This window comes from Polynucleobacter sp. UK-Gri1-W3, from assembly GCF_018881595.1.
GTDB lineage: Bacteria > Pseudomonadota > Gammaproteobacteria > Burkholderiales > Burkholderiaceae > Polynucleobacter.
In genome coordinates this window covers 50401-64762 of sequence record NZ_JACVQA010000006.1, presented here as the reverse complement: position 1 = coordinate 64762, position 14362 = coordinate 50401, and the positions used below count along the sequence as shown (strand labels likewise).

At 44.7% G+C, this 14362-nt stretch carries 14 protein-coding genes; 4 read left to right on the top strand and 10 right to left on the bottom strand.

Translation table 11 applies throughout. The features are described 5' to 3' along the window. Positions 1–3: 3 nt before the first annotated feature. The 5 genes from benB to ICN36_RS05525 all read right to left on the bottom strand — a co-directional run bounded on the left by benB (position 4) and on the right by ICN36_RS05525 (position 4342). Positions 4–495: a benzoate 1,2-dioxygenase small subunit gene (gene benB / locus ICN36_RS05545; protein WP_071466649.1), complete on the bottom strand. Its 492-nt coding sequence runs from the start codon at positions 493–495 to the stop codon at positions 4–6. Then, positions 492–1862 (bottom strand): benzoate 1,2-dioxygenase large subunit, encoded by a 1371-nt coding sequence (benA, locus tag ICN36_RS05540; protein ID WP_216227386.1) that lies wholly within the window; start codon positions 1860–1862, stop codon positions 492–494. The genes benB and benA overlap by 4 nt, the downstream gene beginning before the upstream one ends. 44 nt (positions 1863–1906) lie before the next feature. Continuing rightward, a complete protein-coding gene (gene catA / locus ICN36_RS05535) occupies positions 1907–2827 on the bottom strand; it encodes a catechol 1,2-dioxygenase (RefSeq protein WP_216227385.1) in 921 nt (306 codons plus the stop codon). A 66-nt stretch (positions 2828–2893) separates the two neighbouring features. After that, a complete protein-coding gene (gene catC / locus ICN36_RS05530; protein ID WP_216227384.1) occupies positions 2894–3184 on the bottom strand; it encodes a muconolactone Delta-isomerase in 291 nt (96 codons plus the stop codon). 12 nt (positions 3185–3196) lie between these two features. Continuing rightward, entirely contained in the window at positions 3197–4342 is a 1146-nt protein-coding gene (locus ICN36_RS05525; RefSeq protein WP_216227383.1) for a muconate/chloromuconate family cycloisomerase, read from the bottom strand. 100 nt (positions 4343–4442) lie between these two features. Between ICN36_RS05525 and ICN36_RS05520 the strand changes: the two genes are divergently transcribed. The 3 genes from ICN36_RS05520 (at position 4443) to ICN36_RS05510 (ending at position 6675) form a co-directional block, all read left to right on the top strand. After that, a complete protein-coding gene (locus ICN36_RS05520; RefSeq protein ID WP_216227382.1) occupies positions 4443–5357 on the top strand; it encodes a LysR family transcriptional regulator in 915 nt (304 codons plus the stop codon). A gap of 693 nt (positions 5358–6050) precedes the next feature. Then, on the top strand, positions 6051–6281 hold the full coding sequence (locus ICN36_RS05515) for an AbrB/MazE/SpoVT family DNA-binding domain-containing protein (RefSeq protein WP_072582921.1): 231 nt from the start codon (positions 6051–6053) through the stop codon (positions 6279–6281). Beyond that, complete coding sequence (locus ICN36_RS05510; protein ID WP_072582870.1) at positions 6271–6675, top strand: PIN domain-containing protein; 405 nt, start codon at positions 6271–6273, stop codon at positions 6673–6675. The genes ICN36_RS05515 and ICN36_RS05510 overlap by 11 nt, the downstream gene beginning before the upstream one ends. A 29-nt stretch (positions 6676–6704) precedes the next feature. Here ICN36_RS05510 and rpoD read toward each other — a convergent pair whose 3' ends face one another. The 4 genes from rpoD to rpsU all read right to left on the bottom strand — a co-directional run bounded on the left by rpoD (position 6705) and on the right by rpsU (position 12350). Then, positions 6705–9305, bottom strand: coding sequence for an RNA polymerase sigma factor RpoD (rpoD, locus tag ICN36_RS05505; protein WP_216227381.1), 2601 nt, complete (start codon positions 9303–9305; stop codon positions 6705–6707). Between the two features lie 234 nt (positions 9306–9539). Continuing rightward, complete coding sequence (gene dnaG, locus ICN36_RS05500; RefSeq protein ID WP_216227380.1) at positions 9540–11504, bottom strand: DNA primase; 1965 nt, start codon at positions 11502–11504, stop codon at positions 9540–9542. 49 nt (positions 11505–11553) lie between these two features. Continuing rightward, the gene (locus ICN36_RS05495; RefSeq protein WP_216227379.1) at positions 11554–12000 is read right to left on the bottom strand and encodes a GatB/YqeY domain-containing protein; all 447 of its coding nucleotides are present in this window, start codon (positions 11998–12000) and stop codon (positions 11554–11556) included. A gap of 137 nt (positions 12001–12137) precedes the next feature. Beyond that, the gene (rpsU, locus tag ICN36_RS05490) at positions 12138–12350 is read right to left on the bottom strand and encodes a 30S ribosomal protein S21 (protein WP_011903537.1); all 213 of its coding nucleotides are present in this window, start codon (positions 12348–12350) and stop codon (positions 12138–12140) included. Between the two features lie 76 nt (positions 12351–12426). On the opposite strand from rpsU, the gene tsaD reads away from it, so the two are divergent. Then, a complete protein-coding gene (gene tsaD, locus ICN36_RS05485; protein WP_216227378.1) occupies positions 12427–13500 on the top strand; it encodes a tRNA (adenosine(37)-N6)-threonylcarbamoyltransferase complex transferase subunit TsaD in 1074 nt (357 codons plus the stop codon). A 23-nt stretch (positions 13501–13523) separates the two neighbouring features. Here tsaD and folE2 read toward each other — a convergent pair whose 3' ends face one another. Beyond that, entirely contained in the window at positions 13524–14351 is an 828-nt protein-coding gene (gene folE2, locus ICN36_RS05480; RefSeq protein WP_216227377.1) for a GTP cyclohydrolase FolE2, read from the bottom strand. Positions 14352–14362: the final 11 nt, after the last annotated feature.

Below are 14362 nucleotides of genomic sequence, written 5' to 3'. Positions count from 1 at the left end.
GTATTAAATGTGATAGATATCAATGACTTGACTGATGTAATCATTTTTAAGAACGATGTATTTGTTCAAAATGATTGGCTTATCGCCAGAGAAGTCGATTACATAACGAGACATACCAAAGTAGCTGTAGTTGGTTTTGTATCGATGACTTAGGGTGTGCCAATTAAAGCGAACCGTACAGATATCACCATCACGCTTCTCTAACTCAACATTAGTAATGTTGTGACAGGTTCTTGTGTCGGGCATAGTTGCGCTTGAGCGTTCAGTCTTAATGCGGAATACACGATCCTCAAGGCCTTGACGATTTGGGTAATAAATCAAAGAAATTTCTTCTTGTGGATTTGTTACCAACTCATCGTTATCGTCCCAGGAAGGCATCCAAAATTCAGCGTCTGGGCTATAGCAATTAAGCCACTCATCCCACTGCTCATCGTCCAATAGGCGACTCTCGTAATACAAAAATGCATTGATATCTAATATGGAGATCGTTTTCATGCGCTCACCTGCTCTTGCTCAACTGCTTTTTTCATTGTTTCAAGCCAATAGCGATGCTGAACTGTGTACAGGCCCTCATCTTCAGTTTTCAAGCCACTTAATACGGGTTTCAAGCCGATCTCTTTAGCCGCATCGTCAGCGCCTTTAATCCAATGCTCTGAACCACGACACATATCGTTCCACTCGATCGTCTTTGCAGCAAAGCCTTCCTGGCAAGCTCTAAACTCTTCCAAGTCATCTGGAGTAGCCATACCGCTCACGTTAAAGAAGTCTTCGTATTGACGGATTCTTCTAGAGCGTGCTTCTGCTGATTCGCCTTTAGGAGCAATACAGTAGATAGTGACTTCAGTTTTATCAACAGCCAATGGGCGCAGCACGCGAATTTGGGAGCCAAACTGATCCATCAAATACACGTTTGGATATAAGCAAAGATTTCTGGAGCGCTCAATCATCCAATCAGCAATTGGTTTGCCAAACTTATCGGAAAATTCCTGGTGCCTCGGGAAATTTGGCCGGTCCTGTGGATTAGCCCACTTTGTCCAGAGGAGCATATGGCCGTGATCAAATGAATAGAAGCCACCACCCTGCTTACCCCACTTACCAGCATCCATCGCCTTGATGTTGTCCTCGCGAATTGCTTCTTGCTCTTTACGATGGTTGGTAGTTGCAGCGTAATTCCAATGAACAGCAGATACGTGATAACCATCAGCACCGTTTTCTGCCTGAAGCTTCCAATTACCGTTAAAGGTATAAGTTGAAGCGCCCTTCAATACTTCGAGTCCATCAGCAGATTGATCCACAATCATGTCAATGATCTTGGCGGCTTCACCCAAAAAGTCCTTTAAAGGGGCAACATCATCATTCAAGCTACCAAATAAGAAGCCGCGATAGCTTTCAAACTTAGGCACCTTCTTGAGATCGTGTGAGCCTTCCTTGTTAAAGCACTCTGGGTAGCCGGCCTCCTCTGGATCTTTTACCTTCAAGAGCTTTCCGCTGTTATTAAATGTCCAGCCGTGGAATGGGCAAGTGAAAGTAGCCTTGTTGCCGCGCTTATGACGACACAACTGAGCGCCACGATGGCTACAAGCATTCATCATGGCATTCAGTTCACCCTGACGATTACGAGAAATGAAGATTGGCTGACTACCAATATAGGTAGAGTAGTAATCATTGATGTTTGGGATTTGACTTTCGTGCGCCAAATAAATCCAATTACCCTCAAAGATGTGCTTCATCTCTAATTCAAATAAGTCTTTATCGGTAAATGCACTACGGTGGAGGCGATAGTCGCCCTTCTCTTTATCCTCGACTAGAAATTCATCAAGGCTTTTGAGTTTTGGACTGTTATCTACATGAATTGGAATCATTTTTTTATCCTTTATGAAAGGGGTGCAAGCACCCCAAATTCAAATTACGCAGCGAAGTGGGCTCTATCAACAATTCCTGAAGCAGCTCCAGGCTTCTCAACCACTAAATGAAGATCAAAATCAATGGATACATAAGGCTTACGCACACCTTTTGCCTTCATTTCAGCTGGATCACTTACACGAACTAGTGGCGGTACCAAACCTTCACGACTAGCAAAAGCGAAGTCATCCCAGAGGTACTTGTCACCATCAATATTGATTTGAGTAGTTAACTTTCTATGACCAGGTGCCGTCACAAAATAGTGCACGTGCGCCGGACGCTGGCCATGGCGACCCAATAGATTCAATAATGCTTGGGTAGACCCATCCGGAGGGCATCCGTAACCATTTGGCACGATACTTTGCATGGCATAACGACCATTCTCATCAGTGATGATCGTGCGACGTAAGTTATACGCAGGCTGAGTCTTGTCAAAGAATGAATAGCCACCCAATGTATTGGCATGCCACATTTCCACCTTTGCATTAGCTAATGGCTTACCATCCGCGCCAAAAACTGTGCCCTGCATAAACAGTGGATCAGCTTTATCCACTTCAGAGCCATCATCCATTCGAGCAAAACCTTTAGACTCTGGAGCGCCGGCAACATACAAAGGGCCTTCAATTGTGCGGGGAGTTCCGCCTGCCAGGCCAGCCTTCTCATCAGCCTCATCGGAACGTATATCTAAGAAGCGCTCTAGACCAATACCGGGGGCTAAAAGACCCAATTCATTACGGGCACCGGCTTCTGAGAAATACTCTAAACCTTTCCAAAACTCTGTTGGGGTGATATCTAAGTCTTCAATCGCTTTGCATAAATCAGTCACCAGGCGAAGAGTAATTGCCTGAACTCGCGGATTGGCAGGAGAATCCGCTGCATCTACGATCCATTCTTTTGCTAATTTTTCAATTTCTGTATGTTTCATTTTGTATCCTTAATAATTAATTTGATTTACTAAATTTCAATGTTGTTGAGTTGAGTTTTCAATGGATTAACTGTCATCTCCTCTTATAGAAGATGGATGTCTACATAAAGGCATTACTTCAATTTGCATATATGGGAAGAGTGGCAGTGTGGAAATTGCTGTATGCAACTCCTCTACGCTCTCAACATCAAAAATGCTGATATTTGCGTACTGACCTGCAATACGCCATAAGTGACGCCACTTGCCAGATGATTGCAAGCCTTGTGCAATCTCTTTTTCTTTTGTCTTTAAGGCTGTCGCTTCTGCTACCGGCATGTCCGGTGGCAAATTTACATTCATACGTACGTGAAATAACATGCTGTCTCCTATTTAGGCAGTTATCAAATCAACTTGATCGGAATGACCTTGTTGACGCTTTAAATAATTTATTTTTTCTATATCGAGCTGGATACCAAGGCCTGGGCCAGTTGGTACTTGCAAGCTGAAATCCTTGTAGACCAGTGACTCAACCAAGATTTCCTCAGTAAGCAATAAGGGTCCAAATAACTCTGTGCCGAAGGCAAGGTCATTGAATGTTGAAAATACGTGGGCAGAGGCAGCAGTTCCTACTGCACCCTCAAGCATGGTTCCACCATACAAGCTGATACCAGACAGCTCAGCAATAGTTGCTACTTGAAGCGCTGGAAACAAGCCGCCGGATTGATTAATCTTCACAGCGAATACATCTGCTGCATATTTATTGGCAAGCTCTAATGCATCACTAGGACCATGCAATGCCTCATCGGCCATGATGGCAACATCAAATTGATTGGTCAGGCGAGCCATGCTGGCTTTATGAATTGCTTTAACTGGCTGTTCAATTAAATCAATTCCACCTGCCTGAAGTGAAGCTATACCTTTAACAGCATTTAACTCGCTCCAAGCCTGGTTTATGTCTACACGAACACTAATATCTGGGCCCAGTGCTTTTTTGATTGCCAAGACATGCTCTACGTCAGCTTGGACTGAACGTAAGCCAATCTTTAATTTGAAGATATTGTGACGGCGCAGTGCAATCATCTTCTCCGCTTCAGCGATATCTTTATCAGTACTACCGCTTGCTAGAGTCCAAGCTACAGGCAACTGATCGCGAACTCGACCGCCAAGCAATTCACTAACTGGAATGCCTAAACGCTTGCCTTGTGCATCCAATAACGCAGTTTCAATTGCGCATTTTGCAAAACGGTTACCTTGAATAGTGGTACGCAACTTATGCATGACCTTAGCAACCTGGTCAGCCTTCATCCCAATAATGAGCGGAGCAAAATAGGTATCAATGTTTATCTTGATACTCTCAGGACTTTCTTCACCGTAGTTCAAGCCACCAATAGTGGTAGCCTCACCCCATCCCTCAATACCGTCATTACAAAGAATGCGCACCAAAACAAGAGCCTGGGCATTCATCGTGGCCACAGATAACCTGTGTGGGCGGATAGTCGGCACATCAACTATTAGGGTTTCTACTGATTTGATCATATCTATTTCGTATAGTTTTTCGATAAATGAACTCTAAACAGGTCTTTTTGACGAGTCCAAGACTGATTTGGTATCCTTTTGATACTTAAAAGGTATACATATGGAATTAAGACACCTACGCTACTTTGTTGCTGTTGCAGAAGAAAAGAACTTCACTAGAGCTTCTGAAAAACTGTTCATTGCACAGCCGCCCTTGAGCAGACAGATCCAACAACTCGAAGAAGAGTTGGGCGTAACTCTGTTTGTTAGGAACTCTCGACCCCTCAAGCTGACAGACGCGGGCAACTTTTTCTATGAGCATGCCAAACAGGTTTTAGCTAGAACTGGCGAGCTCAAGGCCATGACTCAACGGGTTGGCAATATCAACCGAATTCTGAATGTCGGTTTTGTTGCATCAACGCTCTACGGAAAACTTCCGAAAATTATTCGAAAATATCGAGCCAAATTTAATTCCATTGAATTGCGGATGTATGAAATGACAACAATGGAACAGCTCAAAGCTTTGAAAGATGGAAAGATTGATATTGGCTTTGGAAGAGTACGTCATGAAGACGCCAATATCAGACGGATTGTATTGAGGGAGGAAAAACTCATTGCTGCAGTTCCTTATGAGCACTCACTATCAAAATCAAACAAGCCCATCAACTTAAAAGACTTAGCCGATGAATATCTCATTGTCTTTCCAAAAAATCCCCGTCCTAGTTACGCAGACCAAGTATTAAATGGTTTCAAAGAAAGGGATGTTCATCCCAAAAAGATTATTGAAGTTCGAGAATTACAAATAGCCATTGGCCTTGTTGCTGCAGGCGAAGGTGTATCCATTGTTCCATTTAGCTTGCAGGGCATGAAACGTGATGACGTTGTTTATCTAGAATTAAATGAAAAGCATGCCTACTCCCCCATCATCATGAGCACTAGATCAATGGATAAGTCTGAAGAAATTAAGGCAATGCTTGATTTAATTTATTGCATCTACGATGAAGAAGGCATCCCATACACCAGAGAAGAACTTTAAAAACTCTAAAAGACAAAACCCTCACCATTTCTGATGAGGGTTTGCTTTTCTGGTGGGCCTACCAGGACTTGAACCTGGGACCAAAGGATTCCGGTTTGTGTAGCTTTCACTACTCCCTGGACTATGCCTTCACCGTATTCATTTCTGAACTTAGGTGGGTGCCGTCTAGTCTCTACACCTTCAACAGCACTTTCACGCTGAAGCTTGGCTCGGCGTTAGCTTGTGCAGCTTTTGGCTACCTTTAGCTTTCTCCGAATTTGACACCATCCCTTATGCAGTTTCCACGCATAAGGCACAACTTTCGCTATGAGTCCTCTGCTCTAACCAACTGAGCTATAGGCCCTAAAACTTTCATTTACTACACACCTTTTGACGGGTGTTTTACTTCTTAAAACCACACTAAAACCACATTTACTACACACCTCGGTTTTTGCCTTGGTGTGTAAGCGGTGTGTAAGCAATTTTATATGTCTTAACCACCACTAAGCTCTTGAAATCATTGAGGTCTTTGCGACAAGACCCCTAGGGATTCTTTCTTATGAGTCCTCTGCTCTAACCAACTGAGCTATAGGCCCTAAGCACTCATTGTAATTGAAGGGGCTCTTCAAATGATTGATTGGTATGCACTTGCTGAATTGTTGGTTTTTATTTAGATATACATTATTATATGTATATCTAAAGGAGATGAAAATCATGGTCGTATCAAAATGGGGGAACAGCCTTGCCATTCGTCTACCAGCTCAAGTGGTCGAATTTTTAGAGCTAAAAGAAGGAGATGACATTGAGGTTCATGTTGCGGATAAAAAGCATTTCCAAGTTAAGAAGAAACCTTCCTTGCAGGATAGGCTTCAAAGTTTGAGAAAATTTCGTGGTCGCATGCCCGCTGATTTTCACTTTGATAGATCTGAATTGAATGAACGCTAAGAAGATATTTTTTGATACCAATACCCTACTTTATTTACTATCATCGGATACTAAAAAAGCAGACTGGGTTACTAAAAATTTACAGCAATCGAACGTAATAAGCGTTCAGGTGCTTAATGAATTTACTTCTGCTAGCATTAGAAAAATAAAAATATCTAATAGTGAGCTGGATGAATTTTTAGATTTATTTACGTCTACATTCAACGTAAGATCGCTTGATATAGATACTTTTGAAACTGGATTGATGGTGTCCAGGCGATATGGATACCATCACTATGATTCAATGATTATTGCTGCGGCTTTGCAAGCAGGATGCGAAAAACTGTACTCAGAAGATATGCAGCACCGGCAAGTAATTGATAAGAGACTGCAGATCGTGAATCCTTTTTTATAAAGGACTCACGATATCGAAGTGCTAGACAATCAATCTTCCTCGAGGAAGGTCTTGAGTTTGTCGCTTCGGCTTGGATGACGCATTTTTCTCAGCGCCTTCGCTTCGATCTGACGGATACGCTCACGAGTAACGTCGAACTGTTTGCCAACCTCTTCAAGAGTATGATCGGTGCTCATCTCAACACCAAAACGCATACGCAATACTTTTGCTTCGCGCGGTGTTAATGAATCAAGTACATCCTTGACTACGTCACGCATTGAGTCATGCAAAGCAGCTTCAGCCGGAGCTAATGTGTTGTTGTCCTCAATGAAGTCACCCAAATTAGAGTCTGCATCATCGCCGATTGGAGTCTCCATAGAGATAGGCTCCTTAGCAATCTTCATGATTTTGCGAATCTTGTCTTCAGGAATCTCCATCTTCAGCGCTAAAGTTGCAGCATCTGGCTCATGACCAGTTTCTTGCAAGATCTGACGGCTGATACGGTTCATCTTGTTGATTGTCTCAATCATATGAACTGGAATACGGATCGTACGGGCTTGGTCAGCAATCGAACGAGTAATGGCCTGACGAATCCACCATGTTGCATAGGTAGAGAACTTATAGCCACGACGGTATTCAAACTTATCGACCGCCTTCATCAAACCGATATTGCCCTCTTGAATCAAGTCCAAGAATTGCAAACCACGGTTGGTGTATTTCTTAGCAATCGAAATTACCAAACGTAAGTTGGCCACTGTCATCTCACGTTTTGCTTCGCGGGCACGCTTCTCGCCAGCGATCATTTGCTTGTTCACTTCTTTTAACTCTGGAAGTGGAATAACGACATTCTTCTGAATATCAATTAATTTCTGCTGCAATTCTTGAATCGCTGGAACGTTACGTTGCAAGAGCGCACTGTAAGGCTTGTTCTCTTTGAGCAGCTTTTCAGTCCAAGTCAAATTCATGGACATCTTAGGGAAGTCTTTTAATACTTCACCGCGATTGACGCCAACTTTGTCTACCAACAAACTAACAATGCCACGCTCTAACTTCCAAACCTGATCCACTTGTGAGCGCATGGTATCGCATAACTTCTCAACACTCTTTGCTGTTAAGCGGAAACCAAGCAATTCAGCACGAATCCCGTCCTGCGCCTTGATGTAGGCTGGGCAGTTGTAGCCATCTTTATCGAAAGCACGACGCATCTTGTCAGCTTGTGTGCGTACGATCGCAAACTTCTCTAAAGAAATCTGCTTTAACTCTTCTAGTTGCTTGGCATTCGCAGTTGCAGCACCGCCACCACCGCCGCCGCCTTCGTCTTCACCGCCCTCTTCATCGCCTTCTTCGGCATCTGGGTCAATTTCTGGCTCTTCAGGTCCAAGCTTAATATCTTCTGCATTAGGATCAACCAAGCCATCAACAAACTGGTCAATCTCCATCTCGCCACTAGCAATCTTGTCTACGTTGCTTAGAATTTCAGCAATAGTGACAGGGCAAGCAGCCAAAGCCATCACCATATCTTTGAGGCCAGCTTCAATCTTCTTCGCAATCACGATCTCGCCTTCGCGAGTCAGCAAATCTACGGTGCCCATCTCACGCATATACATACGTACTGGATCGGTTGTACGACCAAACTCTGAATCCACAGTGGAAAGGGCTGCTTCAGCCTTTTCTTCAGCCTCTTCTTCGGAAGCTGCAGCTTCTGTGTTGTCAGAAAGAATTAAGGTTTCAGCATCGGGCGCTTGTTCGTAAACAGTAATGCCAATGTCATTGAGCAAGCTGATCAAAGTCTCTAATGCATCAGCATCAGACAACTCATCAGACATCACGTCATTCATCTCGCCATGGGTTAAGTAACCCTTGGACATACCCATCTTGATCAAAGTCTTTAAACGAGCACGACGTAACTCTTGTTGCTCTTCGGTGCCTAACTGCTGTGCTGCGAATTCTTTTAAGAGCGCCTTTTCTTTAGCTTTACGCTCACGGGCTTTTTGACGATCCGTCAATACTGGCTCTGCATTTTCTGCAGGGGCATCCGCTTTCGCTTTACGGCCGCGCTTTTTTTCCTCATCGGCAGCTAGAACTTCTACCTCAGCAACTGTGGCTTTTTTAACCTTGGCTTCTTTTACTTCTTTTGTTTCTTTAGCTTCTTTTACTTCCTTCACCGCTTTAACTGGTTCAGGTTTAGATACAGGCGCAGCTTTACCTTTTTTTACTGGCTCAACTTTGACTTCTGTCTTGACTGCTTTCGCAGGTGCTTTGGCAACTGGCTTAGCAGGTACTTTTGTCGGTACTTTTGCTACCGGCTTTGCAACAGCTTTTGTCGGTTTTGCTGGAGTCTTAGCTGGGGCCTTAGGTGCAGGCTTTGCAGCAGCCTTTACCGGTTTTGCTGGAGCTTTCGCTTTTGGAGCAGGCTTAATCGGCGCTTTAGCTTTAGGTGCCGGCTTAGCAGCAGCTTTTACTGGTTTAGCTGGAGCTTTCGCTTTTGGAGCCGGCTTTGCCGGAGTCTTCGCTTTAGCAACTGGTTTGGCTGCAGCCTTCACTGGCTTTGCAGGAGTTTTTGCTTTAGCCGCTGGCTTTGCAGCAGCTTTTACTGGCTTAGCTGGAGCTTTCGCTTTGGGAGCTGGTTTTTTGGTCTTGGTATTCGGCATTTATTAGCACTTATTCACATTACTGTTATTGATATCGACTGATGAAACACAGCCCCGTAGTAACTCACTTACCCACTTACCCCAAATTTCATCAAAATAAAGCGCAAGTGGCTGAATTAAATCGGTTTTTTCTTGGGAACAAAGGATTATAGTCGATTGCGACTTTTTTACCCCCACCCTACCTAAAAATATGGGGCAATTTCAGGGTATTTCTAGGGGTTCTTCAGAAATTTCTTAGGAGAATTTCAGCTTTTCACCCAATTCCCGATAGCGGGCTTTATCTTGCTCAGAAGCAGTGCTTCCAGCGATCTTTTGGGCAATTTCGGTCATTTCTTGCTTGAGATGGGTGAGTTCCAGCTTTTTAAATGCCCCGTCCAGATCAGCGGCCGCACCTTCGAGCTCCAAATCAGAACCCATCACCCGATTTCTCAGAACTTCATACAAAGGGGCTAACTCACTACGAGAGAGTTGATCTTGGAACATCGCAAAGGCACCAGCACCTGCGATTGCCGGTTTATTGCCTTCACCTGGAATCAGCTCAACCAAATCACACTGCGATAAAAGATCTTGCATCAAAGCATGGGCTTTTTCAGATCTTTGCTCAGCCGCCTTTAGTGCAAGTGCGCGTTTAGTCGAATCTAACGCTTTTCCCAAATGCGGAAACTGAATGATGACTCGCAGCATTTGCTCTGCCAAATCAGTTGGTGCTTTGGGTGGTTCAATATTTTGAGTTGCTACTCGCTTTGCAGACCCCTTTGATGCTTGCCATGGTGCACCTTGACGATTGCTGTTGCCGACATAGCTACTAGAATTACTTTGATTGCCTTGGCCACTTTGTGCCCTTGCTTGCATTGGCTGATAAGTAGTCTGTCTTACTGGCGCTACCGTTAAACCGCAAAAAGCTTCGAGCTCTGCTGGGGTTGTATTAGTTCGAATCGCTAACTCGCGCAAGATTTGTGTACGTAGCGCGATTGGCGGCATGGACAACAATAGTGGCTTAGCAGCATGATGGGTATGGGCTCTACCTTCAGGAGTAGTTTGCTCATGACCCTCACTAACAACCTTAAAGAAGAAGCTAGAGATAGACATCGCCTCTTTAATTGCCTTCTCAAAAGCAGGGGCCCCATAAGCGCGAACATAGCTATCGGGATCATGCTCTGTAGGTAAAAATAAAAAACGAATTTCTTTATCGTCTGACATGAGTGGTAAGCAAGCTTCAAGTGCACGCTGAGCTGCACGCTGCCCGGCAGAGTCACCATCGAATGAGAAAACCACTTTGTCAGCCTGACGCAAGAGCATGCGCACATGGTTTGCTGTACAAGCTGTACCCAATGTTGCAACCGCATTTGGAAAACCCAATTGCGCTAAGGCAACAACATCCATATACCCTTCACACACCAGAACATACTCTTGTGCGCGAATTGCTTGTCTTGCTTCAAATAATCCGTAGAGCGTGTTGCCTTTGGAGAACAATGGTGTTTCAGGTGAATTTAAATACTTAGGCTCACCCTGATCCAGAATGCGCCCACCAAAACCAATGGTTTGGCCTTTGGGGTTGCGAATGGGGAACATAATGCGATCACGAAAACGATCGTAGCGTTTAATAGCTTGACCGCCTTCCGCTTGCTCACCTTGAATCAGCAAGCCACCTTCCACCAAGGTCTTCGCTATCTCATCATTAGAGTAGGTTCCAAACACCGCTTCTAAGCCCTGCCATCCGTCAGGTGCATAACCTAAAGCATAGCGCTTAGCAATCTCACCAGTCAGGCCACGACCTTTTAAATACTCTACTGCTCTAGTATTGCCTTTAAGTTGTTGACGGTACCAATCTGCAGCTGAGCTCATGACCTCACTCAATGCCATTGCTTGCTGCTGTCTTGCTACATCATTTGCAGTTCGTTCTTCACGAGGTACATCTAAGCCTGCAGAACGCGCAAGATCTTCAATGGCATCCACATAACCTAGGCCAGAGTATTCCATTAAGAAACTAATAGCAGAGCCATGTGCACCACAACCAAAGCAGTGATAGAACTGTTTGGTAGGCGATACCGAAAATGAGGGAGACTTCTCTGAGTGGAAGGGGCACAAACCCTGAAAGTTCGCGCCCGCTTTTTTTAACTTAACGTGCTGCCCAACTACATCAACAATATCAACCCGATTTAAAAGATCGGCTATGAAGGATTGTGGAATGAGTGCCATGTGGCCAGTATGAAAGTATTTTTCTTGCTTGGCTAGCTACTGTAATTACTTACTTCGCCAATGCGGCTTTTACCAAGCCGGAAACTTTACCCATATCGGCTTTGCCAGCCAGCTGACCTTTTAATGCGCCAATAACCTTGCCCATATCCTGTGGGCCTGCGGCGCCAGTAGATGCAACAGCAGCAGCTACTGCAGCTTCTACTTCAGCATCAGATAACTGTGCTGGCAAATAAGTTTGCAAAATCACCATCTCGGCAGATTCAATTGCAACCAAATCGTCGCGATTGGCTTTTTCAAATTGAGAGATCGAATCTTTACGTTGCTTAATCATTTTCTCAACAGTGGCAATCACACCAGCGTCATCAACCACAATGCGCTCGTCGACTTCACGTTGCTTGATGGCAGCCAACAAAAGACGAATTGTTCCTAGGCGCGCAACTTCTTTAGCGCGCATAGCGTTTTTCATATCTTCGGTAATTTGGTCTTTTAGAGTCATGGCTTGATTCCTAATGTTGAATATATCTAGCTGTACAGCTAGCTAGTTGTATTTGGCAATTCAAAAAGCAAAAACCCGCTGCGTTTCACCGTCAGCGGGTTTCAAAGCCTCTCGGTGAGGAGAGCTTTTAAATTCTATTAGTAAAGCTTCTTAGGCAACATTTGGCTGCGAATACGCTTGTAATGGCGCTTAGCAGCTGCGGCCTTCTTACGCTTACGCTCAGCCGTTGGCTTCTCGTAAAACTCGCGTGCACGCAAGTCTGTCAAAAGGCCATTCTTTTCAATGGTGCGCTTAAAACGGCGCAATGCCACTTCAAATGGTTCGTTTTCGCGGAGGCGGACTGTAGTCATACTTATTTAACTCGTATATGCTCGATAGATATCGAAAAATTAACTGAATTGCAATTCTAGCACGGCTAAGCAAAAAATGATTGTTTTAGGAATAGAAACTTCTTGTGACGAGACCGGGGTGGCTTTATACAACACCACGCCTTGGGAAGAGGGTAAACCGGCCTTCCAGGGCATACTGGGACAGGGCTTACACTCCCAAATCGCCATGCACCGGGACTATGGGGGCGTTGTACCTGAATTAGCCTCCCGCGACCATATCCGACGAGTTTTACCCCTCTTAGACCAATCTTTAGCCCAATCAGGCCTCAATTTGACCGATATTGATGCCGTGGCATTCACTCAGGGGCCTGGGCTGGCTGGCGCCCTCCTCGTGGGTAGTGCCTTTGCCAAATCCCTCGCCCAAGGACTTAATTTACCCTCCATTGGGGTTCACCACCTCGAAGGACACCTGCTTTCCCCTCTTTTGGGTCAGACAGCACCCCAATTTCCTTTTATCGCCCTTTTGGTGTCTGGCGGTCATACCCAACTCATGAAAGTCTCCGGCATTGGTCAATATGAGCTCCTTGGTGAGACTTTGGATGACGCCGCAGGAGAAGCTTTTGATAAGACGGCCAAATTACTCGGCTTGGATTACCCAGGTGGAGCAGCAATTTCTAAATTAGCAGAGCAAGGTCGTCCGGGTATTTTTGATTTACCAAAACCCATGATGCATTCTGGTGATTTAGATTTTTCTTTCTCTGGCCTCAAGACTGCCGTTCTCAATCAAACTAAAAAGTTTGCTGAGAAAAATATTCTTGATGCAAATGAAATCGCACAGTTTCATGCGGATCTTGCTAGAAGCTTTGTTGATTCCATCGTCGCAGTTCTTGTCAGCAAATCCGAGAAAGCACTCAAGCAAACAGCTTGCAAACATTTAGTACTTGCAGGTGGCGTTGGCGCTAATTTACAGCTACGTGCTGCGCTCAATGACAAAGCGAAACGCAATGGTTTTGAAGTGCATTACCCGCCACTGGAACTTTGTACCGATAACGGTGTGATGATTGCGTTTGCTGGAGCACTGCGCTTGATTGAAAAAAATTATGGCTCCACAACTTCTGGAGCCTTTGATATCAAACCCCGTTGGGATTTGCAAAGCAATAATCTGAAATAAATTGATTGCTTATCAGTATTTGCCTATTTCTGGTGGCTAATTCTGGCGAATGCGCTATGGTTGTGAATCGACTCAAAGTTCTCGGCCTCGACCACAAAAGAGTGAATACGCTGATCTGCCTTGAGATTGCCGGCTACATCACGAACCAAGTCTTCTACAAATTTTGGGTTGCTATATGAATGCTCAGTAACCCATTTTTCGTCAGGGCGCTTAAGCAAGCCCCACAACTCACTAGATGCTTCGCTCTCTGCAGCAGAAACCAAATCCTCTACTGTCATCTTAGTAACGGCATCGAGCACTACTGACATCGTGACATGTGAACGCTGGTTGTGCGCACCAAAATCTGAAATCTCTTTTGAGCAAGGACACAAACTCATCACCGGAACTTGAGCACGCAAAGCCAATTCAACATCAGAACTACCGGCTGCATTTTGCTTCGCAGTAGCCATCCAAGTCACTTCGTAATCCATCAAGCTTTCAACACCAGATACTGGTGCTGCTTTTTTAACAAAGTGCGTATAAGTAAATTGCACATGGCCTTCTTTGGCATCGAGCAATGGCAACATCTCACGCACCATTGCTACTACTGAAGTGCTATCGACAGCAATATCTTGTTTTTGTAGCAAGGCCATGAAGCGCGACATATGAGTGCCCTTCACATGCGCAGGCAATGCAACATCCATCTCGAAAAGGCCTACTGATGGAAAATTACCCGTCTTGCTGCGAATAGTAAGCGGATGACGTACGCCACGTATACCCACCCGCTCAATTGGCAAAGCGCGCTCATCCAAAGTGGATTGCACGTCAGGCATTGCGCTGGCTTTAAGAAAGGCGGGGTTCATGTCATTCATAGCTCTATTTT

What these genes read in the sequence shown, in the direction of transcription:
- catA (WP_216227385.1), bottom strand. Translation starts at nt 2,827, where the DNA reads ATGAAACATACAGAAATTGAAAAATTAGCAAAAGAATGGATCGTAGAT.
- ICN36_RS05525 (WP_216227383.1), bottom strand. Translation starts at nt 4,342, where the DNA reads ATGATCAAATCAGTAGAAACCCTAATAGTTGATGTGCCGACTATCCGC.
- catC (WP_216227384.1), bottom strand. Translation starts at nt 3,184, where the DNA reads ATGTTATTTCACGTACGTATGAATGTAAATTTGCCACCGGACATGCCG.
- rpoD (WP_216227381.1), bottom strand. Translation starts at nt 9,305, where the DNA reads ATGCCGAATACCAAGACCAAAAAACCAGCTCCCAAAGCGAAAGCTCCA.
- ICN36_RS05520 (WP_216227382.1), top strand. Translation starts at nt 4,443, where the DNA reads ATGGAATTAAGACACCTACGCTACTTTGTTGCTGTTGCAGAAGAAAAG.
- folE2 (WP_216227377.1), bottom strand. Translation starts at nt 14,351, where the DNA reads ATGAATGACATGAACCCCGCCTTTCTTAAAGCCAGCGCAATGCCTGAC.
- benB (WP_071466649.1), bottom strand. Translation starts at nt 495, where the DNA reads ATGAAAACGATCTCCATATTAGATATCAATGCATTTTTGTATTACGAG.
- ICN36_RS05515 (WP_072582921.1), top strand. Translation starts at nt 6,051, where the DNA reads ATGGTCGTATCAAAATGGGGGAACAGCCTTGCCATTCGTCTACCAGCT.
- tsaD (WP_216227378.1), top strand. Translation starts at nt 12,427, where the DNA reads ATGATTGTTTTAGGAATAGAAACTTCTTGTGACGAGACCGGGGTGGCT.
- dnaG (WP_216227380.1), bottom strand. Translation starts at nt 11,504, where the DNA reads ATGGCACTCATTCCACAATCCTTCATAGCCGATCTTTTAAATCGGGTT.
- ICN36_RS05495 (WP_216227379.1), bottom strand. Translation starts at nt 12,000, where the DNA reads ATGACTCTAAAAGACCAAATTACCGAAGATATGAAAAACGCTATGCGC.
- ICN36_RS05510 (WP_072582870.1), top strand. Translation starts at nt 6,271, where the DNA reads ATGAACGCTAAGAAGATATTTTTTGATACCAATACCCTACTTTATTTA.
- rpsU (WP_011903537.1), bottom strand. Translation starts at nt 12,350, where the DNA reads ATGACTACAGTCCGCCTCCGCGAAAACGAACCATTTGAAGTGGCATTG.
- benA (WP_216227386.1), bottom strand. Translation starts at nt 1,862, where the DNA reads ATGATTCCAATTCATGTAGATAACAGTCCAAAACTCAAAAGCCTTGAT.